We start from the raw sequence: 22,178 nt of genomic DNA, 5'->3' as shown, positions 1-22,178 counted from the left end.
CAGAGAGGAAACGCCGGTCATGCATCACACCGTGGTGGAGCGCGAGCTGGAGCTGCGGCTCATCCTGTCGCCGGAGCGGAGCATCCCGGTCCCGGCCCGGCTCGGTTACCGCTCCGACGACCCGTACGCCGTCCACGTCGCGTTCCACATCGACTCCCGGCACCCCGTCCACTGGACGTTCGCCCGCGACCTGCTGGTGGAGGGGGTGTTCCGGCCGTGCGGGCACGGGGACGTGCGGGTGTGGCCGACGAGGGCTCAGGGGCGCCGTGTCGTCCTGATGGCGCTGAGTTCACCGGACGGCGACGCGCTGCTGGAGGCGCCCGCCCCGCAGGTCTCCGCCTGGCTGGAGCGGACGCTGCGGGCGGTGCCGCCGGGTGAGGAGGGCGGCCGGCTCGGCATCGACGACGCGCTCGACCAGCTGCTCGCCCGGTGAACGGCCCCGGGACGGGGTCAGAAGAGCTTGCCCGGGTTCAGGATGCCCAGCGGGTCGAAGACCTGTTTCACCGCCCGCTGCATCTCCACCCCGACCGGCCCGATCTCCCGGGCCAGCCAGTCCTTCTTCAGCACGCCCACCCCGTGCTCGCCGGTGATCGTGCCGCCCAGCTCCAGGCCGAGCGCCATGATCGCGTCGAAGGACGCGCGGGCCCGGCGGGACTCCTCCGGGTCGCGGGCGTCGAAGCAGACGGTGGGGTGGGTGTTGCCGTCGCCCGCGTGGGCGCAGACGCCGATCGTGAGGCCGTACTCGGCGGCGATCCGCTCCACCCCCTCCAGCATGGCGCCGAGCCGGGAGCGGGGGACGCACACGTCGTCGATCATCGTCGTGCCCTTCACCGCCTCCAGCGCGGTCAGCGAGAGCCGCCGGGCCTGGAGCAGCATCTCGGACTCGGCCGCGTCCTCGGCCGGGACGACCTGGGTGGCGCCGGCGGCCTCGCACAGGGCGCCGACGGCCGCGAGGTCGGCGGCCGGTTCGGGGGTGTCGAAGGCGGCCAGCAGCAGGGCCTCGGTGGTCTCGGGCAGCCCCATGTGCGCGAGGTCGTTGACGGCCTTGACCGTCGTACGGTCCATCAGTTCGAGGAGGGAGGGGACGTGTCCGCCCGCCATGATGCGGCAGACGGCGTCGCAGGCGGCGGCCGCGGAGGAGAACTCCGCGGCCAGGACGAGCTGCCGGGGCGGCTTGGGCTTCAGGGCCAGGACGGCCCGGACGACGACGCCGAGGGAGCCCTCGGAGCCGACGAACAGCCGGGTGAGGTCGTAGCCCGCGACGCCCTTGGCGGTGCGCCGGCCGGTGGACATCAGGCGGCCGTCGGCGAGGACGACGTCCAGACCGAGGACGTACTCGGCGGTCACCCCGTACTTGACGCAGCACAGGCCGCCGGAGGCCGTGCCGATGTTGCCGCCGATGGTGCACGTCTCCCAGCTGGAGGGGTCCGGCGGGTAGTACAGGCCGTGTTCCCCCACCGCGCGGGACAGGGCCGCGTTGACGACGCCCGGTTCGACCACGGCGATCCGGTCGACGGGACTGATCTCCAGGATGCGGTCCATCCGGGTGAGGGACAGCACGATGCAGCCGTCGGTGGCGTTGGCGCCGCCGGACAGGCCGGTGCGGGCGCCCTGCGGGACGACGGGCACGCGCAGCTCGGTGGCGGTGCGCATGACGTGCTGCACCTGCTCGACGGTGCGCGGGAGGACGACGACGGCGGGGCTGCCGGCCGGGCAGAAGCTCGCCATGTCGTGCCCGTAGGAGGCGGTCACGTCGGGATCGGTCAGGACCGCCTCGGGCGGGAGGCCGGCCAGGAGCCGGTCGGTGAGGTTGCCCGTGTGCTCGTCGCGCGGTGCTTCGATACGGCTCATGATCACAGCGTGGCACTCACGGCCATCGGTGTGAACCCCGACCGTGCCGCCCTTGGGCCACCCGGATGTGCTCGTCGTACTGGCGCACAGTGAGCGCCATGGACAACCGGCAGTGCGTGGGTACGTCCCTGATCTCCGAGCCCCCGGCACCGCGCCGCTCCCGGCGGGTGCTGCGGCGGGTGCTGGTCGCCGTACTGGCGGGCGGTTTCGTCGCGGGCGGGGTGCTGGTGCTGCTGCCGGAGGAGCCGCGGCGCGGGCCGGGGCCGGTCCGGCCGCCCGCCGCCGGCCCGCAGGCCGCACCGCGGGTCCGGCAGGAGGCGCTGACCACGGTGACCTACGGGGTGCCGGCCGCGCTCCCCGGGCTGACCGCGCTGATCGGGCGCGAGGAGCAGGCGGTGCGACAGCGGCCGAAGGACGCCCGGGCGTGGGCGGTGCTGGGGTCCGCGTACGTGGAGCGGGGGCGCCGGGCGGGTGACGCGGCGGACTACCCGAAGGCCGAGCGGGCGCTGCGGACCTCCCTGGAGGTGCGCGGCGGCCGGAACACCGAGGCGCTGGACGGCCTGACCGCGCTGGCGCTGGCCCGCCGGGACTTTCCGGCGGCGAAGAGCTACGGCGAGCAGGCGCTGAAGGCGGCGCCCAAGCGGTGGTCGGCGTATCCGCCGCTGATCGACGCCTACACCGGGCTCGGTGACTACAAGAAGGCCCGGGCCGCCCTGGACACGCTGATGGGGCTGCGCACCGGTCCGGCGGAGCGGCCGGCCGTGCGGGCGCGGGCCGCGGCGGTGTACCGGGACCGGGGCTGGCGCGAGGACGCGGTGGCCCAGCTGACGGACGCGGCGGCCGCCGCCCGCACCCCCGCGGAGCAGGCCGCCTGGCTGGCGGGGGTGGGGCAGCTGGCGTGGGAGCGCGGGGATCTGCCGGACGCGCTGCGGCACTTCGAGGCCGCGCTGCGGCTCGACCCCGACCAGCGGACGGCGGCGGCCGGGCGGGCGCGGACGCTGGCCGCGCAGGGGCGTACGGCTCAGGCGCTGGCCGCGTACCGGGCCGTCGTCGCGCGCCGGCCGGACCCGGAGGACCTGCTGGAGCTGGGCGAGCTGTACGAGTCGCTGGGCCAGCCGCGGCCCGCCGAGGAGCAGTACGCACGGCTGAGGGAGGCGGTACGGCGGTCGGTGGCGGGCGGTGTGGACGAGGAGCTGCTGATCGGGAGGTTCGAGGCGGACCACGGGGACGCGTGGGAGGCGGTGGAGCGGCTGCGCGAGGAGTGGCGGCGCCAGCCGGGGACCGAGGTGGCCGACGCGCTGGGCTGGGCGCTGCACCGGTCGGGCGAGGACCAGGAGGCGCTGACGTACGCGACCGCCGCGACGGACGAGTCGAAGGGCGGCGGGGTGCGCAGCGCGCTGTACGCGTTCCACCGGGGGGTGATCGAGGCGGAGCTGGAGCGGTACGGGCCCGCGCGGCGGTATCTGGAGGAGGCGCTGCGGATCAACCCGTACTTCTCGCCGCTGCGGGTGCCGGTGGCGCGGGAGGCGTTGCAGGCGCTGGGCGACGACTCCGAGGAGCCGCCGCCCGGCGAGTAGGGGCCGCCGCTACAGGTTGCCCCGCTTCTCCTGCTCGCGCTCGATCGCCTCGAACAGGGCCTTGAAGTTGCCCTTGCCGAAGCCCATGGAGCCGTGCCGCTCGATGAGTTCGAAGAACACCGTCGGCCGGTCCTGGACCGGCTTGGTGAAGATCTGCAGCAGGTAGCCGTCCTCGTCGCGGTCGGCGAGGATCTTCAGCTCGCGCAGGGTGTCGATCGGCACGCGGGTGTCGCCGACCCACTCGCCGAGGGTGTCGTAGTAGGAGTCCGGGGTGTCGAGGAACTCGACGCCGGCCGCGCGCATGGTGCGGACCGTCTGCACGATGTCGTTGGTGTTGAGCGCGATGTGCTGGACGCCGGCGCCGCCGTAGAACTCCAGGTACTCGTCGATCTGGGACTTCTTCTTGGCGATGGCGGGCTCGTTGATCGGGAACTTCACCTTGAGGGTGCCGTCCGCGACCACCTTCGACATCAGCGCGCTGTACTCGGTGGCGATGTCGTCGCCCACGAACTCCTTCATGTTCGTGAAGCCCATGACCTTGTTGTAGAAGGCCACCCACTCGTTCATCTTCCCGAGTTCCACGTTGCCGACGCAGTGGTCGACGGCCTGGAAGGTGCGCTGGGCGGGCGGCTCGACGAGCGGCGCGGCGGCGACGTAGCCGGGCAGGTAGGGGCCGTCGTAGCCGCTGCGCTCGACCAGGGTGTGGCGGGTCTTGCCGTAGGTGGCGATGGCGGCGAGGACGACCGTGCCGTGCTCGTCCTTCACCTCGTACGGCTCGGTGACGCTCGTCGCGCCGTGCTCGATCGCGTACGCGTGGGCGGCGCGCGCGTCCGGGACCTCGATGGCGAGGTCGATGACGCCGTCGCCGTGCTCGGCCACGTGCTGGGCGAGGAAGTGGCCCCAGGTGCTGCTCGGCTTGATCACCGAGGTGAGGACGAAGCGGGCGGAGCCGTTCTCCAGCACGTAACTGGCGGTCTCGCGGCTGCCGTTCTCCGGTCCGGAGTAGGCGACCAGCCGCATGCCGAAGGCGGTCGAGTAGTAGTGCGCCGCCTGCTTGGCGTTGCCCACGGCGAAGACGACCGCGTCCATTCCCTTGACCGGGAAGGGGTCGTCCTGCCGGGCCGTCGTGCCGGGAGTGTGGTGTGTGGTCTGCGTCATAGCGGAAGGGTGGCCCCGCTCTGCAAGGTGCGCAATAGTTCGCACAATCGCTGGGCAATATGACCAGCGGTACGGCCGTGTCGGCGGTCTATGTGTACAGGATGACCATCTCAGGGGGTCCCGTGGCGATCGATCATCTGGACGGGCGGATCATCGTGCTGCTGGCGGAGGAGCCGCGCATCGGGGTGCTGGAGATGTCCCGGCGGCTGGGCGTGGCCCGGGGCACGGTGCAGGCGCGGCTGGACCGGCTCCAGTCGAACGGGGTCGTCCGCGGATTCGGTCCGCAGGTGGATCCCGCGGCCCTCGGCTACCCGGTCACCGCGTTCGCCACCCTCCAGATCCGGCAGGGTCAGGGGGCGGACGTGCGGACGCACCTGGCGACCGTGCCGGAGGTGCTGGAGCTGCTGACCACCACCGGCAGCGGGGACATGCTGTGCCGCCTGGTGGCCCGCTCGAACGCCGATCTCCAGCGGGTCATCGACCGGGTCGTCGGCTTCGACGGCATCGTCCGGGCCTCCACGACGATCGTCATGGAGACCCCGGTGCCGCTGCGGATCATCCCGCTGGTGGAACAGGCGGCGGCGGACAGCGGGGGCGGCCGGGCGGCGGCGGACAGCGGGGGCGGCTAGCAGCCGGGGACCGTGCCCTTGCCCTTCTCCAGTGCCACCAGGGAGTCGACCGCGCCCTTGAGCGTGGTCACCGGGACCAGCCGCAAGCCCTTCGGCAGCTCGGCCCGGGCGTCGGCGCACTCCGCCTTCGGCACCAGGAAGACGGTGGCGCCGTCCCGGCGGGCGGCCTGTGTCTTCAGGGCCACCCCGCCGACCGCGCCGACCTTCCCGGCGGCGTCGATCGTCCCCGTGCCGGCGATGGTGCGGCCCCCGGTGAGGTCGCCGCCGCTGCCGTCGCCGTCCAGCTTGTCGACGATGCCCAGGCTGAACAGCAGCCCCGCGCTGGGCCCGCCCACGTCGGCGAGCTTCAGCGTGACCCTGACCTGGTCGGGGCCGATCCCCAGGTACTTCAGTGCCGCCTGGGTCGCCGCGTCCTGGGACTGCCGCATCTGCGCCTCGTTGTGCTTCTCGATCTCCTTGACGGTGTCGCCGCTCGGGTAGACCGAGTCGTGCGGCATGACGGCCCGGTCGGTGCGGAACCAGTTGCCGAGGACGTCGCCGAGGGAGACCCGGGTGTCGGGGCCGGTCGCCTCGATCGTGGTCATCCGCAGCTGTCCGCTGGTCCTGCGGGTCGCCGCGCCGGAGACCGAGATCACCGGGGTGCCCTTGTTCTCGCCCAGGACGTTCGCCGTCATGCCGGGCTGCGCCACCGAGAACGGCAGGGGCGCGAACAACGCCGTGGCGAGCAGGGCCACGAGGGGCAGCGCGCAGACGGCGAGGGCCTGGGGGCGTGTGAGACGTGAGAGCACGGATTCAATCTAACGTGACCGCGACCTGCCCCCGGTGCCGTGTACTGGTCCCGCTTCTCATGCCGTGTACAGGTCCCGCCGCGCCCGCGTGAACCGGCGCAGCGCGTCCGGCCGGGGCTCGACGCCGATGCCGGGGCCGGTGGGGACGGGCAGGTGGCCGTCCCTGAGGACGAACGGCTCGGTGAGGTCCTCGGCGAAGTAACGGCTGGACGCCGAGGTGTCCCCGGGCAGGGTGAAGCCGGGCAGCGCGGCCAGGGCGAGGTTCGGCGCCCGTCCGATGCCGGTCTCCAGCATGCCGCCGCACCACACCGGCACCCCGTGCGCGTGGGCGACGTCGTGGACCCGGCGGGCCTCCAGGTAGCCGCCGACCCGGGCGGGCTTGACGTTCACCACCCGGCAGGCGTCCAGGGCGATCGCGGACGCGGTGTCCCGGGCGTGGTGCAGGGACTCGTCCAGGCAGACCGGGGTGGCGAGGCGCTGCTGGAGCCGTGCGTGGGCGTACAGGTTGTTCTCCTCCAGCGGCTCCTCGATCAGCAGCAGCCCGAACGCGTCCAGCCGGCGCAGGTGCTCGGTGTCGGCGAGGGTGTAGGCGGTGTTGGCGTCGACCTGGAGGGGCAGGTCCTCGCCGAAGCGCTCGCGGACCGCCCGCACCGGTTCGACGTCCCAGCCCGGTTCTATCTTCAGCTTGATGCGGACGTACCCCTCGGCGAGGTAGCGCTCGACGTCGTCCAGCAGCTCGGGCACCGAGTCCCGGATGCCGACGGACACCCCGGCGGGCACCCGGTCCCGTACCGCGCCCAGGTAGGTGGCGAGCGGCATGCCGTGGCCGCGCAGCTCGGCGTCGAGCACGGCCGTCTCCAGGGCCGCCTTCGCCAGCTCGTGCCCCTTGACCCCCGCCATGGCCGGGGCCAGCGCGGCCGTGGTGAGGTGCGGGAGCGCGGCCACGCGGGGCAGCAGGAAGTCGCGCAGCACCAGCTCGGCACCGGCGACGAACTCCGAGCAGTACAGCGGTTCGGGGTCGGCGGCGAACTCCGACCAGCCCTCGGCCTCGTCGGTCACGACCCGCAGCAGGAAGGTGTCCTTCGCCGTCATCGTCCCGAACGACGTACGGAACGGGGTGACCAGCGGGATCGCGACGTGCACGATCTCCACGCGCTCCAGCCTCACGCGGCCTCCTCCGTCCGGCCGAGGGTGTACCAGCCGTCGCGGGACATCCCGGTGGCCCGGAACCCCTCCACGAAGGCGTCCAGGAACACCTCGCGCACGGCGTGCCGCCAGCGCAGCGCCAGCGCGGGATCGGCGGCGCGCAGCGCGACGGCGTCCTGCGGGACCCGGCACCACAGCCGCCCGCCGGCCCGCCGGACGAGCGGCCCGCCGTCGGGTGCGGTCCGCAGCACGGGCCCCCGCGGCTCGCCGTCGTACGGTCTCCCCGGCGCCGCGAGGTCCCAGGTGACCGTCAGCCGGTCGCTCTCGTCGCCGTCGTTCACGCCGTCGGCCATGGGGCCGTAGAAGTCGACCAGGTACTCGGTGCCGACGGCGCCCAGCTTGACCAGGTTGAAGCGGGCGTTGCGGCCGACCAGCGGGTCGAACGTCCAGCGCATGGTGCGGGCGCCGAGGGCGAGGGCCCAGTCCCGCTGGGCCCGCTTCAGGGCGGGGCCGAGACCGCGCTCGGCGGCGGCGACCAGGGAGTACGTGCTCCGGTCCGGGCCGAGCACGGCGACGGCCGCCCCGGCGAGCCGCGGCCCGTCGTGGACGGCGTGCACCGCGCCGCCCGCGTACACCAGGCTGTGCAGGACCTCTGCCGGGTAGGGCGGGGCGGTGCGGGGCGTGCGCCAGACGTCGCTGAAGTGGTCGGCGACGGCCGCGAGCCCGGCGACGTCGTGGACGGTGCGGATGGTGGCTCCTGCTGTCATGGGACGAGTCTCGAAGGAGCCGGTCGCGCGTGTGTTGTGCGTGCGGCCAAGCCGGGCGTACGTTCGTTGCACCATCCGCCAAGCCGCCTGCCCCGAGGATTCCCATGGACGCCTGCACGCTCGGCGACCTCCTGGACGCCGCCGGTGGTTCCGCGCTGCGCCTGCACACCGCTCCTGCCGGGCTCGGCGCCCCGGTCACCGAGGCGGTCCTGTACGACGGCGGTGCCCCGCTCCCCCGGCAGCCCGGCGCGCTGCTGCTGGCGGTCGGGGTGCGGGCGGCGGACGTCGGACCGCTGCTGCGGGCGGCGGCGCGGGCCGGGATGACCGGGGTGGTGGTGCGCGGCGCCGACGGGCCGGCCGCGGCCGCCGAGGCGCACGGCGTGGCTCTGCTGTCGGTCGCGGAGGACGCGCCCTGGCACCGGGTCCATCTGCAGCTGGCCTCCACGATCACCGCCCGGCACGGTGGCGTCCCCACGGAGCACGACGGGGGCGGGCCCGGGGACGCGGGGCTCGGGGATCTGTTCGCGCTGGCCGACGCCGTCGCGGTCGCGACGGGCGGGGCGACCGCCGTCGAGGACCCGCACCAGCGGCTCCTCGCCTACTCCACCGTCCCCGGCCAGCCCGTGGACGAGGACCGCCGGCAGGGCATCCTCGGCCGGCAGGTACCGGCCAGCGCGGAGAACACCGAGCAGTACCGGCGGCTGTTCGCGGCCGACCGGCCGGTCCGGCTGCCCGCGCTGACCGGTACCGGCCTGCCCCGGCTGGCGATGCCGGTACGGGCCGGCGGGGAGACCCTCGGCTCGGTGTGGGTGGTCGACGACGGCACGCTCGCCCCGGACGCCGAGACCGCCCTCGCCCAGGGCGCCTCCACCGCCGCGCTGCTCCTGCTGCGGGAGCGGGCGGCCCGCGAGCTGGCCCGGCACCGGGGCGGCGACCTGCTGCGCCGGCTGCTGGCCGGCACGGCGGACGACCCGGCGACGGCCGCCGCCCGCCTCGGTGTCGACGGCGCGGCCCGGGTGGCGGCGTTCGTGCCGGCCGCCGCCGCGAGCGTCCCGGACGCCGAACGCACCGCGCTGCGCCTGCTGGACGTCGTACGCCTGCAGTGCGAGGCCCGCTACGGCCGGCAGGCGTGCGTGCTGCTGGACGGGGTGGTGTACGCGGTGCTGCCGGGCCCCGGCGAGCGGCACCGCCGGCTCGCCGAGGACATCGTGGCGCGGGCCGGGCAGGCGCTCAGGGTGCCGGTGCGGGCGGCGCTCGGCGAGGTGGTGCCGGGTGCGGACGGGCTCACGGACTCGCGGGCGGACGCGGACCTGGTGCTGCGGGTGCTGGACGCGGAGCTGCCGGTGGCCGTGGTGGACGAGGTGCGGGCCCGGGTGACGCTGCTGCGGCTGGCCGAGGTGATGCGCGGACACCGGGAGCTGAGCGCGGGCGGGTGGCGGCGGGTGCTGGCGTACGACGCCGGGCACGGCACCGCGTACGCGCACACCCTCGTCTGCTGGTTCGACGCGGGCTGCGACATGGCGGGCGCGGCCCGGCTGCTGGCCGTGCACCCGAACACCTGCCGCTACCGGCTCCGGCAGCTCCAGCAGCACACCGGCATCGACCTGGACGATCCCGACGAACGGCTGGTGCTGTGGCTGCAGTTGCGGACGCTGGCGGGGCTCAGCGCAGCCACGCCCTGAGCCGGTCCTCGCACTGGCGGAGGTGGGCGACGGGCACGTACTCCCCCGCCGTGTGCGCGAGGGACGGGTCCCCGGGACCGTAGTTGAGCGCGGGCACGCCCAGCGCGGCGAACCGGGCCACGTCGGTCCACCCCAGCTTGGCCCGGGGCTCGGCTCCGAGCGCGGCGACCAGCGGGCCCACCCGGTCCAGGTGCGGCGGGGCACCGCCGACGACCTCGGTGACCCGCACCTCGTACTCCGGGAAGAGCCCGCGCACGTACGCCTCCGCCTCCGCCTCCGTACGGCTGGGCGCGAAGCGGTGGCCGACGGTGACGACGCACTCGTCGGGTACGACGTTCCCGGCGACCCCGGCGCGTACGGCGACGGCGCCGAGCCCCTCCCGGTACTCCAGTCCGTCGATCACGACCCGCTCCGGGACGTGCGCGTCCAGCCGCTGGAGCACCCGGCCCGCCTTGTGCGCGGCGTTGGTGCCCTGCCAGGCGCGGGCGGTGTGCGCGCGGGTGCCCTTCACGACGATGTCGGCGGTGAGGATGCCCTGGCAGCCGGCCTCGACGCCGGCACCGGAGGGCTCCATGAGGAGAGCGAGTCCGGCTTCCTCCAGGAGGCCGGGCCGGGCGGCGGCGATCCGGCCGAGCCCGTTGCGCTCGCCGTCCACCTCCTCGCACTCGTAGAAGACGTAGGTGAGGTCCCGGGACGGCTCGGGCACGGTGGCCGCGAGCCGCAGCGCCACCGCCACACCGCCCTTCATGTCACAGGCGCCGAGCCCGTACACCCGCCCGCCGTCGAGCCGGGAGGGCAGGTTCCCGGCGGCCGGCACGGTGTCCAGGTGCCCGGCGATCAGGGCTCGCTCGCCCCGTCCGAGTCCGGTGCGGGCGATGACGGAGTTGCCGACGCGGTCCACGGTGAGGTGGGGCAGGGCGCTCAGAGCCGCCTGGACGGCGTCCGCGATCCGCGCCTCCTGCCCGCTCTCGGAGGGCAGGTCGACGAGGGCGCGGGTGAGGGTGACGACGTCGGCGGTGAGATCGAGGGCGGTCATGCCCTCGATCATGGGTGGGGAGGGGCCGGTGGGTGTGGGCCGATGACTCAAAGAGCGGGGAGCGCGGTTGGAGAAGTGGCCAAAGAGCTCGGCCGCGGACGGGTGAACCCCTCCCCCGCCCGGAGCCGCAGGGGTGTCGAACGGCCGGCCGGGCTCAGCGCAGCGCTTCGGCGACCTCCCGTGCCGCCTCCACCACCCGCGCCCCGACCCGCTCCGGCACGGCGTCCGCCAGCATCACCACGCCCACACTGCCCTCGACGCCCGTCACCCCGATCAGCGGCGCGGCGGCCCCGCTCGCCCCCGCCTCCAGCTCACCGTGGGTGAGGGTGTATCCGGGGTCGGCCGAGGGCGACTGCCGTGCGGCGAGGATCGCCCTGCCGGCCGCGCCGCGGTCCAGCGGATGCCGGAATCCGGCCCGGTAGGCGACGTGGTAGTCGGTCCACGTGGGCTCGACCACCGCCACGGCGAGCGCCTCGGAACCGTCCACGAGGGTCAGGTGCGCCGTCGCCCCTATGTCCTCGGCGAGCGACCTGAGCGCGGGCAGCGCGGCCTCCCGTACCAGCGGATGCACCTGCCGCCCGAGCCTCAGCACCCCGAGCCCGACCCGGGCTCGCCCGCCCAGGTCGCGTCGTACGAGCGCGTGCTGTTCCAGCGTGGCGAGCAACCGGTACACCACGGTCCGGTTCACGCCCAGTTTGGTGGACAACTCGGTGACGGTCAGCCCGTGGTCCGTGTCGGCCAGCAGCTTGAGGACGCGCAGTCCCCGGTCGAGCGTCTGAGAGGTCTCCGCGGTCACGACGCCCACTCCTTCGGCGGTGAGGTCGGCGGGGCCCTGAGGTGGCGGATGCGTCACCGAGTCCCGTCGGCGACGCGCCTCAGAGGCCGCCGATCGGCAGGAGGCCCGGCGGCTCCGGGCCAAGTCGCTTCACGGCTGCGCTCCGCGGCGGCGCTGCCACGGGGCGTGTGCGTAGCCGGACAGTAGCGAAGGGGGTTCGCTGAGCGGAAGTCTTGGTCCAGAATCCGGGCAAGACCAGATCCGGCCTGCCTGCATTCGTCCGGATACGCACACCGTCCCCGGCCGGGGACGGCCCCTCACCGCATGCGTGTGGCCCACTCCTGGACCTTGGCGATGCGCTGGCGCAGCTGCCCCGCCGTGGCCTCCGCGCTGGGCGGACCCCCGCACACCCGCCGCAGCTCGGTGTGGATCACCCCGTGCGGCTTGCCGCTCTGGTGGACGTAGGCGCCGACCATCGTGTTCAGCTGCTTGCGCAGCTCCATCATCTCCTTGTGCGAGACCACCGGCCGCCGCTCGGCCGGCAGCTCCAGCAGATCCGCCTCGGTGTCCGGCTTCTTCCGGCTGTGCGCGATCTGCCGCGCCTGCCGCTTCTGCAGCAGCAGCTGCACCTGCTCGGGTTCGAGCAGCCCCGGGATCCCCAGGTAGTCCTGCTCCTCCTCGCTGCCGGGGTGGGCCTGCATGCCGAACTCGGCGCCGTCGTACAGCACCCGGTCGAAGACGGCGTCGGACTCCAGCGCCTCGAAGGGCAGCATGTCCTGCTCGCCGGTGTCCTCGTCCTGCTCCTTGTTCGCCTCCTCCATCTCCTTCTCGGATTCGGCGTACGGGTCCTCCTCGCCCTCCTTCTTCGGCTTGTCGAGGGCGTGGTCCCGCTCCTTCTCCATCTCGTTGGCGAAGGTCAGCAGGTCGGGCACGGTCGGCAGGAAGACGGACGCGGTCTCGCCGCGCCGCCGGGACCGCACGAAACGCCCGACGGCCTGGGCGAAGAACAGCGGGGTCGAGATGGTGGTGGCGTACACCCCGACCGCCAGCCGCGGTACGTCGACGCCCTCGGACACCATCCGCACGGCGACCATCCACCGGTCGTCGCTCGCGCTGAACTCGTCGATCCTCTTCGAGGCCCCCGCGTCGTCCGACAGCACGAGCGTGGCCTTCGTCCCCGTGATCTCCCGGATGAGCTTGGCGTAGGCGCGCGCGGAGTCCTGGTCGGAGGCGATGACGAGCGCCCCGGCGTCCGGGATCGCCTTGCGGACCTCGGTCAGCCGCTGGTCGGCGGCGCGCAGCACGCTCGGCATCCAGTCGCCGCGCGGGTCGAGCGCCGTACGCCAGGCCTGGCTGACCGCGTCCTTGGTCATCGGCTCGCCGAGCCGCGCGGCGATCTCGTCGCCGGCCTTGGTCCGCCAGCGCATGTTGCCGCTGTAGGACAGGAAGATCACCGGCCGGACGACGCCGTCCGACAGCGCGGAACCGTAGCCGTAGGTGTAGTCGGCGGCGGAGCGCCGGATGCCCGCGTTGTCCTCCTCGTACGTCACGAAGGGGATCGGGTTGGTGTCGGAGCGGAACGGCGTACCGGTCAGCGCGAGCCGGCGCGTGGCGGGCTCGAACGCCTCCAGGCAGGCCTCGCCCCAGGACTTGGAGTCGCCGGCGTGGTGGATCTCGTCCAGGATGACGAGGGTCTTGCGCTGCTCGACCCGGTTGCGGTGCAGCATCGGGCGCACCCCCACACCGGCGTACGTCACGGCGACGCCGTCGTACTCCCGGCCGAGCGGGCCCGCGCTGTACTCGGGGTCGAGCTTGATCCCTATCCGGGCGGCCGCCTCCGCCCACTGCTTCTTCAGGTGCTCGGTGGGCGCGACCACCGTCACCTGCTGCACGACGTGGTGGTGCAGCAGCCAGGAGGCCAGCGTCAGGGCGAAGGTCGTCTTGCCGGCGCCGGGCGTGGCGACGGCGAGGAAGTCACGCGGCTGCTCCTGGATGTACTTCTCCATCGCGCCCTGCTGCCAGGCGCGCAGCTTGCTGGCGGTACCCCAGGGGGCCCGGCCCGGGAAGGCGGGCGAGAGGTGGTGGGAGTGAGCGGAGGAGGAGGCGGTAGTAGTCACGGTCTCCGTGAATCAGGGTCGGGCGGCTACGTATGACAACCGGGCCACCCTACCGGCGCCGCCCTCCCGTCCACGCGCGAACGGCCCCGGGTCGCCCCCGGGTGGGAGCCACGTCACAACCGCGGCAACCGCCGTTCGCGCACCGGTCCGCCGCTCACCGCGCCGGTGCCCGTTCCCGCAGCCGCCGGGTCACCCAGGACCCCGCCAGCGCCACCACCGCCATTGGCAGGAAGACGGCGGCGAAGGCGGCGGGATGCCCGCCGCCGGCCCCGGCGGTGGTGGCCGTGGTGCTGCCGCCGCCGAGCGCGGCGAAGGCCGCGCCGGTCGCCGCGAGGAGGACGACGTTGGCCAGGGCGTCGGAGATCTGGAGCGCGGCGGAGTTCGCGCCGGCCTCCTCCGGGGCGGAGAGCTGGAGCAGCAGCACGCTGGTGGAGGAGATCACCAGGCCCATGCCGAAGCAGCCGACGCCCCACGCGACGGCGACGGTCCACACCGGCACGGCGTGCACGAGCACGCTCGGCGCGGTGACGATCGCCACGGCGACCAGCACCATCCCCACGGTCATCAGCCGCTCCCGGTACGGCGCCACGCGCGCCCGGGACTGCACGAACGACCCCAGCGCCCACGTCGCGCCGCCCGCGGCCAGCGAGAACCCGGCGAGCGTCGGCGACAGGCCGCGCTGGGTGACCAGCATCAGCGGCACGAAGGACTCCGCGGCGATGAAGGAGCCCGCCGCGAGGCCGCGCAGCAGCACCACGGAGGGCAGCCCGCGGGCGGCCCGGTACGTACCGCGGGGCAGCAGCCCGGACACCGCCGGCACCAGGAGCGCCGCCCCGGCCAGGCCCGGGAGCAGGGACAGGGGGCGCAGGTCCTGGGCGGCGTACTGGAGGAGCCCGGCGCCGAGGGAGATGCCGAGGGCCAGCCGGATCCGTCGCCGGTCGAAGGGCTCGGCCCCGGCCCGCTCGTCCACCGGGCCGGACGCCCGGCGCCGTATCCGGGGCAGGGCGAGGGCGAGCGGGAACACGACGAGGGCCGGGATGCCGAGGAAGACCCAGCGCCAGCCGAGGTGCTCGGTGACGGCGCCGGAGGCGAGGGGGCCGACTATGGAGGGGACGACCCAGCCGGCCGCGAAGGACGCCATGATCGCGGGGCGCAGCCGCTCGGGGTAGGCCCGCCCGACGACGACGTACAGCGCCACGATGACGAGCCCGCCGCCGAGTCCCTGCACGGCCCGCCCCAGGATGAACACCCACATCACCCGGGCGGTGCCGGCCACGACGAGACCCGCGGCGAAGGCGCCGATACCGGTGGTGAGCGCGCCCAGGGGGCCCCTCCGGTCGGACCACTGCCCGGCGAGCACCATCCCGAACAGGCTGGTCGTGAAGTACCCGGAGAAGGCGAACGCGTACAGCGCCACCCCGTCCAGCTCCCGCGCGGCCACCGGCATGGCGGTCCCCACGGCGGTCGCCTCGAACGCGATCAGCACCACGACCGACACGATCCCGATACTCAGCGCCCGGTACGCCCTGCTCAGCACGCCGCCGTCCTGCTCGGCGACCGGATCGAGAACAGCGGGGTCACGGGACTCAAGGGCACTCATGCCCGCCAGAGTAAGGCCCACGACCGCCTTTGGCCCCTGTCAGGAGTCCCGCCCTCACTAGGCCCTTGGTCGTACGTCCGCTCCCCCTTCATGAACGCGGTGTGTCAGTCCCGTTGCAGCCCCGCCGCCTCTCTTGAGCCCCCTGCCGCACGGCCCGTACGTTCTTCTCACGGACACGGCCGTGTGCCCGAGTGGTTGAGGGGCTCGCCTGCAAAGCGAGTTACGTGGGTTCGATTCCCGCCACGGCCTCCAGGCGCCTGACCGGCGCGGACGCGAGGGCGGTACCCCCCGGGGTGCCGCCCTTCGCCGTGTGGCCGGGGGCGGGAGGGCTCGTGTGGGAGCCCGGCGGGTGCCTGCCTCAGAACACTCCGCCCGCCTCGTCCTGGAACAGCTCCGTCCAGTAGTGCCGGCCCGTCTCCGGGAGCGTGCCCGTCGGGTCGATCGAGCGGAGGGTGTGGATCATGAGGGCGACGAGGTGGTCGTAGGCGTGGGTCGCCAGCTCGTGGCCCAGGTGTGCGTCGATCGTGCGCTCGTGGTGGACGAGCCAGAGGGTGAAGGCCAGGGTGGAGACGTCGGTGTTGAGCGGGTGGAGCGCCGCCTCGGGCTCGCTGAAGGTGAGGACCGCGCCCGTTCTGCCGTCGACCACCAGGCTGGTCTCCTCCGGCAGGCAGCCGAGACGGATCAAGTGGTCGCAGTGGGCCGGGAGTTCCGGGGCGGGGCGGTGGGGGCGCTCCTCGGTGAAGTACTCGCGCAGGGTCGGCAGCGGGACGTCCGTGTCGGCGTGGAAGAAGACCGCCTCCTCCGGCAGACCGGTCTCGCGCAGGAAGCGGCGGGTCGGTTCGTGGGTGAGCGTCTTCGGGAAGTCGACCTCCTCGAAGCGGGCCACCCTGCCGTGCCCGAACTCCTGCTCCAGGACGCGGGCCGGGACGTCGAGGGTGAGGCCCGACGCCGTGCCGGGGCCGGCGACGAGGGAGAGCGGGCGGATCAGGGCCGCCGCCTTCCAGTACGGCGGGACCACCCCGCCGGTGCCCTCCTCGAAGAGGGTGAGCAGGCGGCGGGAGGCCTCCGTCACCGTCTTGGGGCCGTACTGTCCCGCCAGCGCGGCGAACCGGCCGCGCAGGCCCGCCAGTTCCTCGGTGACCGCGGCGAAGCGCAGCAGCGTGTCCAGGGACGGCGCGAAGGGGCGCGGGTCGGACGGGGAGAAGAGGTAGGCCGTCGTCAGCTCGCCCGTGGTGCCGTCGAGCAGGATCGACTCGCGCTCCCTGCCGGCCGGGCCGAGGAGTTCGCCTATCACCAGGCGGCCGCGCAGCTCCTCCGCCAGGCCGAAGGGGCCGTCGGCGGCGTCGGCGAGCGTGCGCAGGCCGTGGGTGCGCAGCGGGGAGAAGGTCAGCAGCCCGGTCTCCGCGGGCAGACCGGCGCCCGTGAGCAGGCCGCGCGTCGGCGGGTGCGTGACGAAGCGGTCCAGCTCCGCCTCGGTCAGCGTGATCACCGGTACGCCGGCGTCGGTCGTGCTCATCGCTCCCCCTGCGATCTTCCCTGGCGTGACGGGTCCGCGCACACCGTCGTAGGCGGCCCCGGGGCAGGTGCCCCCACCGCTCGGCACACTACGCCGCCCCACTGACAACGGCCCCCGGAGAGGGAGGACGCGGGACGGCCGGGGCGCGTTGCGCCCCCGCGGGGATCGACTCCGCGAGGCCGGGCCCCGGGTGGGACCGGGTCGGGTGCCTCAGGTGAAGTAGACCCCGCCCAGGACCACGGCCAGCGCCGCCACGACGAACAGCAGGACCCAGAGGAACACCTTGCCCGTGCCGGGCGGCGGTTCGTAACGCGGCGCGCCGGGCGGTGGCGTGCTCACCGGTCCGTCACCACGGCCGCCTGCGGGCGGATCGGCAGGCGGTTGACCGGGCGGCCGGTGGCGGCGCGGACCGCGGAGGCGATCGCCGCCGGTGCCGTCACCACCGGGACCGCGCTGACCGACTTGGCGCCGAAGGGCGCCACCACGTCCCGTTCCTCGACCAGTTTCACGATCCGGATGTCGGGGGCGTCCAGGGCGGTCGGCAGGGCGTAGCCGGTCAGGTCGGGGTGGCGGACCAGGCCGCGGGGCGTGCGCAGGTTCTCGGTGAGGGCGATGCCCACGCCCTGCGTGACGCCCGCCTCGATGCGCGCCGCCAGCTGCGCCGGGTTCAGCACCCGGCCCACGTCCTGGGCGACCGCCAGCTCCACCACCCGCACCGAGCCCAGCTCGACGTCGACGTCCACCACCGCGCGGATCGCGCAGAAGGCGAGGCCCACGAAGGCGTCGCCCTGGCCGGCGGCGTCCAGCGGCTCGGTGGGGTGCGGGCGGCACTGGGCCGTGGCCCACAGCTCCTTGCCCTCCAGCGCCTCCGTGACGGTGGTCGACAGCACGCCGTCGTAGGAGGTGATCTTGCCGTCCGTGATCTGGAGCAGCTCGGTGGACATGCCGAACTTGTGCGCGAGGGGCTGGAGCAGTTGCGTGCGGACCATCTTGGCCGCCCGTTCCACCGCGCCGCCCGACACCCAGGTGTGCCGGCCCCGGCAGCCCGCGCCGGCCGACGGCTGGTCGGTGTCGACCGGGGCGACGTGGACCTCCTCGACGCCGAGGGTCTCCTGGACGATCTGCCGGGCCAGGGTGGTGAAGCCCTGGCCGGTCTCCACGGCCGCGCACAGCACGGTCGCGATGCCGTCGTGGACCTTGACCGTCGCGGTCGACACCTCGTCGGCGCCCTCCGCGCCGAGCATGTGGACCATGCCGAGGCCGTAGCCGACGCCCCGGCGGACCGCGCCCGGTTCGCCCGCGCCCTCGGGGCCGCCGGGCAGCAGCCACTCCTCCTCGGGGGTGTCCTTGGGCAGCGCCGGGAGCGGGAAGTCCCGTACCGCCTGAAGGAGTTCGGCGACCGGCGCCGGACAGGTCACGGTCTGGCCGATCGGGAGGACGTCCCCGGTCGCGAGGACGTTGCGCAGTCGCAGCTCGGCCGGGTCCAGGGCCAGCTTCTTCGCCAGCTTGTCCATCTGCGCCTCGTAGGCGGCGCACACCTGCAGGGCGCCCTCGCCGCGCACGTGCCCGGAGGGCGGGTTGTTGGTGCGTACGGCCCAGCCCTCGATGAAGGCGTTCGGGACGACGTAGGGGCCGCACGCGAAGGAGACGGCGGCGGCCAGCGCGTCGGCGGAGGTGTCGGCGTACGCGCCCGCGTCCAGCAGGATCTGCGCCTCCACCTTCACCAGCCTGCCCTCGGCGTCGGCGTGGTGGCGGTAGCGCAGCAACGTCGGATGCCGGTGGGCGTGGCCGAGGAAGGACTCCTCGCGGGTCGCCGTCAGCTTCACCGGGCAGCCGGTCTTCAGCGCGAGCAGGCCGAGCGGGAGCTGGAAGCCCTGGTCCTCGCGGTCGGCGGTGGCGCCGGGCACCCCGGTGACGACGATCTTCACCCGATCGGGGGTCAGGCCGTAGCAGGCCGCGGCCGTGTTGCGGTCGGTGTGCGGGTCGGTGGAGGCCAGGTACAGCTCCACCCCGCCGTCGGGGCGGGGCACGGCGAGGCCGGCCTCGGCGCCGATCGGGGCCGGGTCCTGGCGGCCGATGCGGTACAGGCCCTCGACCACCACCTCGCCGACCGCCTCCGGGTCGCCGTGGCGCAGCGGGATGTGCCGGATCAGGTTGCCGTCGGGGTGCAACGGCTCCGCCTCGAAGGCGTGTTCGGGGTCGGTGACCGGGTCGAGGACCTCGTACTCGACGATGACGGCGGCGGCGGCCATCCGCGCGGTGTCCGGGTGGTCGGCGGCCACGGCCGCGATGGGCTCTCCGTGGTGGCGCACGACCTCGGAGGCGAACACCGGCCGGTCGGGCGTGCCCCGGCCGTGGCGGGGCGTGCCGGGCACGTCCTCGTGGGTGACGACGGCGCGGACGCCGGGCATCTCGCGCGCGTGGGTGGTGTCGATGGAGACGATGCGCGCGTGCGCGTGCGGGGAGCGCAGCACGGCCGCCCACAGCAGGCCCTCGGCCCACAGGTCGGCCGCGTACGGGAAGGTGCCCTCCGTCTTGGCGCGGGCGTCGGCGTGCGGCAGGGAGGCGCCGATGCCGTGCGCCGGCGGTTCGGTCTCGGGGGCGGGTTCCGCGGCGGTGGTCGCGATGCCGGCTTCGTTGCTCACACCTGGCCTCCGTCCTGGCCGTAGTGCTGGTCGTGCGGGCCCGGTGGCGTGCCGTACGGGTCCGGGTCGTAGCCGTCCGGGGCGCCGTACGCGCCGGGCGTGTCGTAGCCGTCCGCCGCGCCGTACGTGTCGGGTGCGTCGTAGGCGTCCGGTGTGTCGTAGGCCTCGTGGGCGTCGTACGGCTCCGGTGCCCGCGGGGTGTCGAACGCGCCCGGCGCCTCGAACGCCGACGGGTGGACGCCTCCGGCGCCGGGGCCCGCCTGGTGCGGGATGCGCGCCTCGTCCGTCTCGCCCTCCGGGCCGGCGTGGAAGGCCTCGCGCTCGGCGACGACCTCCCTGACGGCCTCCAGGACCCCCCGGTAGCCCGAGCAGCGGCACAGGTTGCCGCACAGGGCCTGCCGGGCCTCCAGCTCGGTCGGCGCCGGGTTGCCCTCCAGCAGGTCGTGCACGGTCATCGCCATGCCGGGCACGCAGAAGCCGCACTGCACGGCCCCGCAGCGGGCGAGCGCGCGCTGTACGTCGGAGGGCTGCCCGTCGACGGCCAGGCCCTCGACCGTCCGCACCTCGCTGCCGGCCGCGGTGACCGCCGGGACCAGGCAGGAGGCCACCAGGCGGCCGTCGACCTGCACGTTGCAGGCCCCGCACTCGCCCTGCGAGCAGCCGTCCTTGGCGCCCGCGAGGCCGAGCCGCTCCCGCAGCACGTACAGCAGGGACTCGCCGATCCAGGCGTCGGTCACCGGGCGGTCGGTGCCGTTGACGCGCAGGACGTAGGAGGCGAGGGGGTGGTCGTCGTGCGGTGGCGGGGTGTCGGCGGCCGGCTCCCCGTCCGTCTCGGCGGCCCCGCCGGCCGCGTCGGCCGCCGCGTCCGCTGCCTCGGCCGGCTCCCCGGCGGCCGCGGGCGCGTGGGGGGCGTCCTCGTGGGCGGGCGCGGGGTCCTCGTCGACGGCGGCGGCGGCTTCGGCGGGGACGGCGTCCGGGTCGGAGGTCTCGTCGACGGGCTCGGGTTCGGCGGCTTCCTCCGGGGACGCGGGCGCCTCCGGGGCGTCGGCGGGAGCCTCGGGAGCCCCTGTCCCGGCCGTGGCCGGCGTCGTGGCGGGCTCCTGCGCGTCGGCGGGATCCGTCGGCTGCTCGTGGCCCGCGGGGCCGTCAGCGGGGCGCTCAGGGGCTTCGGCGAGGCCGTGGGCATCCGCTTCGGGCGCCACGGAGTGCTCGCCCGTGCCGTCGGGCGTGTCGGCGTCCCCGGCGTCCCCGGTGCCGGGGTGGGCGGTGTCCTGCGGAACGTACCCGTACGCCTCCGGAGCCGGGGCCGGCCCGTCCCCGGCCGGGTGCGCCCCGGCGTGGTCGGGCACGGCGGTGTGCTCGGGTTCGGCCGTGTGGCCGGGTACGGCGCTGTGGCCGGTGTGGGCCGGGTGGTCGTCGGCGTCCTGCTCGGGGGCGGCCGGCCGGGGCGCCGCGTGGTCCCACGCGAGGCCCGCGCCGTCCGTCGCCCAGGGTGCCGGCGCGCCGCCGGGCAGCGTGGCCGGCGGGGTGCCGCCCCACTGCTCGACCAGCGAGGACGTGGTGTACTCGCCCGACTCGTCCGGAAGGTCGCCGCCGGCGACCGGGATGGACCACTGCCCGGTGACGTCGTGGCCCGGGGCGGCCGGGGCCGCGGGCTCCTCGAAGGTCCAGTGCTGGGTGGCGGCGGGCTGGTAGGTGAACCGGTCGTCCGCGGTCTGCGGCGGGGCCGGCACGGCGTTCGGGTCGGGCCACTGGCCGCCGCTCCCGGGCGCGGGCCAGGTGTCCCCGGCGCCGTCGGTGTGCGTGGCGGTGATCCGCGGCGGCACGTAGCCGTGTCCCGGCGCGGCCAACGGGCTGTCGCCGGACAGCAGGGCGTCGATGCCGCCCTCGGGGAGCTTGACGAAGGCGGTGGCGCCGTCGTCGTAGTCGCCCTGGGGCAGCGGGTCCCAGCGTCCGCCGCCCTGGGGCGTGCCCTCTCCGTGCTGGTCGTCGGTCACGACAGCGCCCTCCCCAGTGCTCGTCGGGCCAGCGCGGCGACGGTGCGCCGCAGGTGCAGTACGGCGGGCGGAAGCGGGCTCACCGAGCCGTCGGGCTCGGGGGCCGGGTCGGGGATGCAGGCCGCGGCGACGTACTCCCCGAAGGCGTGCAGGGCCTCCGGGACGAGCGCGCGGTCGTTGTCCCAGTCGATGAGCCGCGCCACCCACTGCTCGGCCTCCAGGGGCCTGAGCGGCATCGGCGCTATGGCCCCGACGGCGCAGCGCACGCCGCGCCGGGCGGGGTCGAGGACGAGGGCCACGGAGGCCAGCGCGCGGCCCGGGCCGGTGCGCCCGGTGGCCTTCAGGAAGACCTGCGGGGCGTGCAGCAGCGGCACGCGCACGTAGCCGATGAGTTCGCCGCCGCGCAGCATCTCCACGCCGGCCAGCAGGTGCGACACCGGGATCTCCCGGCGGGCTCCGCCCGGGCCCGCGATGATCAGGGTCGCTTCCAGCGCGGCCAGCACCGGCAGCGCGTCGCCGGTGGGGGCGGCCGAGGCGATGTTGCCGCCCAGGGTGCCCGCGTTGCGGATGTGCGGCGGGCCCGCGGCGCGCGCGGCGGCGGCGAGCGCCGGGATGAGGGCCGCGAAGTCGGGGCGGCCCATGCGCGCGTGCGTGAGGCCGGCGCCGAGCAGCGCGTGGCCGTCCTGGTACTGCCAGCCGCGGATCTCGCTGATCCGGCCGAGGCCCACCAGCGCGGAGGGCCGGAGCTGGCCGGAGTTGACGGCGGCCATCAGGTCGGTGCCGCCCGCGACGGGGACGGCGGTGGGCATGGCGGCCAGGGCCGCCACGGCCTCGTCCAGTGTCGTGGGCAAGGTGACGGCCTGCGCCGCCTGCGGTGCGTGCGTGGTCAAACCG

18 protein-coding genes and 1 tRNA gene are annotated in these 22,178 nt (G+C 74.8%); 5 read left to right on the top strand and 14 right to left on the bottom strand.

Annotated features, from left to right (window positions below; all coding sequences use genetic code 11):
• The first annotated feature begins 19 nt into the window (after nucleotides 1–19).
• Nucleotides 20–433, top strand: coding sequence for an SsgA family sporulation/cell division regulator (locus tag ACZ4VF_RS29560; protein WP_467929777.1), 414 nt, complete (start codon nucleotides 20–22; stop codon nucleotides 431–433).
• 17 nt (nucleotides 434–450) lie between these two features.
• Here the strand turns inward: ACZ4VF_RS29560 and ACZ4VF_RS29555 are convergent, their stop codons facing one another.
• Nucleotides 451–1,857 carry an FAD-binding oxidoreductase gene (locus tag ACZ4VF_RS29555; protein WP_467929776.1) on the bottom strand — a complete coding sequence of 469 codons (1,407 nt, stop codon included), beginning with the start codon at nucleotides 1,855–1,857 and terminating at the stop codon, nucleotides 451–453.
• Nucleotides 1,858–1,949: 92 nt separating this feature from the next.
• Between ACZ4VF_RS29555 and ACZ4VF_RS29550 the strand changes: the two genes are divergently transcribed.
• Nucleotides 1,950–3,428 carry a tetratricopeptide repeat protein gene (locus ACZ4VF_RS29550; protein ID WP_467929775.1) on the top strand — a complete coding sequence of 493 codons (1,479 nt, stop codon included), beginning with the start codon at nucleotides 1,950–1,952 and terminating at the stop codon, nucleotides 3,426–3,428.
• A gap of 9 nt (nucleotides 3,429–3,437) precedes the next feature.
• Here ACZ4VF_RS29550 and hppD read toward each other — a convergent pair whose 3' ends face one another.
• Nucleotides 3,438–4,586: a 4-hydroxyphenylpyruvate dioxygenase gene (hppD, locus tag ACZ4VF_RS29545; protein ID WP_467929773.1), complete on the bottom strand. Its 1,149-nt coding sequence runs from the start codon at nucleotides 4,584–4,586 to the stop codon at nucleotides 3,438–3,440.
• Between the two features lie 122 nt (nucleotides 4,587–4,708).
• Between hppD and ACZ4VF_RS29540 the strand changes: the two genes are divergently transcribed.
• Nucleotides 4,709–5,215, top strand: coding sequence for an Lrp/AsnC family transcriptional regulator (locus ACZ4VF_RS29540; protein WP_467929772.1), 507 nt, complete (start codon nucleotides 4,709–4,711; stop codon nucleotides 5,213–5,215).
• Here ACZ4VF_RS29540 and ACZ4VF_RS29535 read toward each other — a convergent pair.
• The 3 genes from ACZ4VF_RS29535 to ACZ4VF_RS29525 are packed head-to-tail and all read right to left on the bottom strand — an operon-like array spanning nucleotide 5,212 to nucleotide 7,916.
• Nucleotides 5,212–6,003, bottom strand: coding sequence for a S16 family serine protease (locus ACZ4VF_RS29535; protein ID WP_467929771.1), 792 nt, complete (start codon nucleotides 6,001–6,003; stop codon nucleotides 5,212–5,214). The genes ACZ4VF_RS29540 and ACZ4VF_RS29535 overlap by 4 nt on opposite strands.
• Nucleotides 6,004–6,060: 57 nt before the next feature.
• Nucleotides 6,061–7,170 carry an o-succinylbenzoate synthase gene (menC, locus tag ACZ4VF_RS29530; protein ID WP_467929770.1) on the bottom strand — a complete coding sequence of 370 codons (1,110 nt, stop codon included), beginning with the start codon at nucleotides 7,168–7,170 and terminating at the stop codon, nucleotides 6,061–6,063.
• Nucleotides 7,167–7,916: a chorismate synthase gene (locus ACZ4VF_RS29525; RefSeq protein WP_467929768.1), complete on the bottom strand. Its 750-nt coding sequence runs from the start codon at nucleotides 7,914–7,916 to the stop codon at nucleotides 7,167–7,169. The genes menC and ACZ4VF_RS29525 overlap by 4 nt, the downstream gene beginning before the upstream one ends.
• A 104-nt stretch (nucleotides 7,917–8,020) precedes the next feature.
• On the opposite strand from ACZ4VF_RS29525, the gene ACZ4VF_RS29520 reads away from it, so the two are divergent.
• The gene (locus ACZ4VF_RS29520) at nucleotides 8,021–9,598 is read left to right on the top strand and encodes a PucR family transcriptional regulator (protein WP_467929767.1); all 1,578 of its coding nucleotides are present in this window, start codon (nucleotides 8,021–8,023) and stop codon (nucleotides 9,596–9,598) included.
• Here the strand turns inward: ACZ4VF_RS29520 and dapE are convergent.
• From dapE to ACZ4VF_RS29500, 4 genes are all read right to left on the bottom strand, one after another.
• A complete protein-coding gene (dapE, locus tag ACZ4VF_RS29515) occupies nucleotides 9,579–10,634 on the bottom strand; it encodes a succinyl-diaminopimelate desuccinylase (RefSeq protein WP_467929766.1) in 1,056 nt (351 codons plus the stop codon). The two genes, ACZ4VF_RS29520 and dapE, sit on opposite strands and share 20 nt — an antisense overlap.
• A gap of 154 nt (nucleotides 10,635–10,788) precedes the next feature.
• Complete coding sequence (locus ACZ4VF_RS29510; RefSeq protein WP_467929764.1) at nucleotides 10,789–11,430, bottom strand: IclR family transcriptional regulator; 642 nt, start codon at nucleotides 11,428–11,430, stop codon at nucleotides 10,789–10,791.
• Nucleotides 11,431–11,726: 296 nt separating this feature from the next.
• Nucleotides 11,727–13,526 carry a DEAD/DEAH box helicase gene (locus ACZ4VF_RS29505; protein ID WP_467929763.1) on the bottom strand — a complete coding sequence of 600 codons (1,800 nt, stop codon included), beginning with the start codon at nucleotides 13,524–13,526 and terminating at the stop codon, nucleotides 11,727–11,729.
• Between the two features lie 154 nt (nucleotides 13,527–13,680).
• On the bottom strand, nucleotides 13,681–15,126 hold the full coding sequence (locus ACZ4VF_RS29500) for an MFS transporter (protein ID WP_467929762.1): 1,446 nt from the start codon (nucleotides 15,124–15,126) through the stop codon (nucleotides 13,681–13,683).
• Nucleotides 15,127–15,303: 177 nt separating this feature from the next.
• On the opposite strand from ACZ4VF_RS29500, the gene ACZ4VF_RS29495 reads away from it, so the two are divergent.
• Nucleotides 15,304–15,378, top strand: a tRNA-Cys gene (locus tag ACZ4VF_RS29495).
• 106 nt (nucleotides 15,379–15,484) lie between these two features.
• Here the strand turns inward: ACZ4VF_RS29495 and ACZ4VF_RS29490 are convergent.
• The 5 genes from ACZ4VF_RS29490 to ACZ4VF_RS29470 all read right to left on the bottom strand — a co-directional run bounded on the left by ACZ4VF_RS29490 (nucleotide 15,485) and on the right by ACZ4VF_RS29470 (nucleotide 22,174).
• On the bottom strand, nucleotides 15,485–16,642 hold the full coding sequence (locus ACZ4VF_RS29490) for an SUKH-4 family immunity protein (protein WP_467929761.1): 1,158 nt from the start codon (nucleotides 16,640–16,642) through the stop codon (nucleotides 15,485–15,487).
• Between the two features lie 210 nt (nucleotides 16,643–16,852).
• The gene (locus ACZ4VF_RS29485) at nucleotides 16,853–16,981 is read right to left on the bottom strand and encodes a hypothetical protein (RefSeq protein ID WP_467929760.1); all 129 of its coding nucleotides are present in this window, start codon (nucleotides 16,979–16,981) and stop codon (nucleotides 16,853–16,855) included.
• Nucleotides 16,978–19,287 (bottom strand): xanthine dehydrogenase family protein molybdopterin-binding subunit, encoded by a 2,310-nt coding sequence (locus tag ACZ4VF_RS29480; RefSeq protein WP_467929759.1) that lies wholly within the window; start codon nucleotides 19,285–19,287, stop codon nucleotides 16,978–16,980. Before ACZ4VF_RS29480 ends, ACZ4VF_RS29485 begins: the two co-directional genes overlap by 4 nt.
• On the bottom strand, nucleotides 19,284–21,284 hold the full coding sequence (locus tag ACZ4VF_RS29475; RefSeq protein ID WP_467929758.1) for a (2Fe-2S)-binding protein: 2,001 nt from the start codon (nucleotides 21,282–21,284) through the stop codon (nucleotides 19,284–19,286). The genes ACZ4VF_RS29480 and ACZ4VF_RS29475 overlap by 4 nt, the downstream gene beginning before the upstream one ends.
• Nucleotides 21,281–22,174: an FAD binding domain-containing protein gene (locus tag ACZ4VF_RS29470; RefSeq protein WP_467929757.1), complete on the bottom strand. Its 894-nt coding sequence runs from the start codon at nucleotides 22,172–22,174 to the stop codon at nucleotides 21,281–21,283. Before ACZ4VF_RS29470 ends, ACZ4VF_RS29475 begins: the two co-directional genes overlap by 4 nt.
• Nucleotides 22,175–22,178 lie beyond the last annotated feature (4 nt).

It is taken from the genome of Streptomyces sp. NPDC029151, from assembly GCF_055564315.1.
The sequence above is the reverse complement of the archived record's forward strand: the minus strand, read 5'-3'. Positions and strand labels throughout refer to the sequence as shown.

Coding starts and splice junctions, on each gene's coding strand:
- ACZ4VF_RS29560 (WP_467929777.1), top strand. CDS start 20: ATGCATCACACCGTGGTGGAGCGCGAGCTGGAGCTGCGGCTCATCCTG.
- ACZ4VF_RS29550 (WP_467929775.1), top strand. CDS start 1,950: ATGGACAACCGGCAGTGCGTGGGTACGTCCCTGATCTCCGAGCCCCCG.
- hppD (WP_467929773.1), bottom strand. CDS start 4,586: ATGACGCAGACCACACACCACACTCCCGGCACGACGGCCCGGCAGGAC.
- ACZ4VF_RS29525 (WP_467929768.1), bottom strand. CDS start 7,916: ATGACAGCAGGAGCCACCATCCGCACCGTCCACGACGTCGCCGGGCTC.
- ACZ4VF_RS29520 (WP_467929767.1), top strand. CDS start 8,021: ATGGACGCCTGCACGCTCGGCGACCTCCTGGACGCCGCCGGTGGTTCC.
- dapE (WP_467929766.1), bottom strand. CDS start 10,634: ATGACCGCCCTCGATCTCACCGCCGACGTCGTCACCCTCACCCGCGCC.
- ACZ4VF_RS29500 (WP_467929762.1), bottom strand. CDS start 15,126: ATGAGTGCCCTTGAGTCCCGTGACCCCGCTGTTCTCGATCCGGTCGCC.
- ACZ4VF_RS29490 (WP_467929761.1), bottom strand. CDS start 16,642: ATGAGCACGACCGACGCCGGCGTACCGGTGATCACGCTGACCGAGGCG.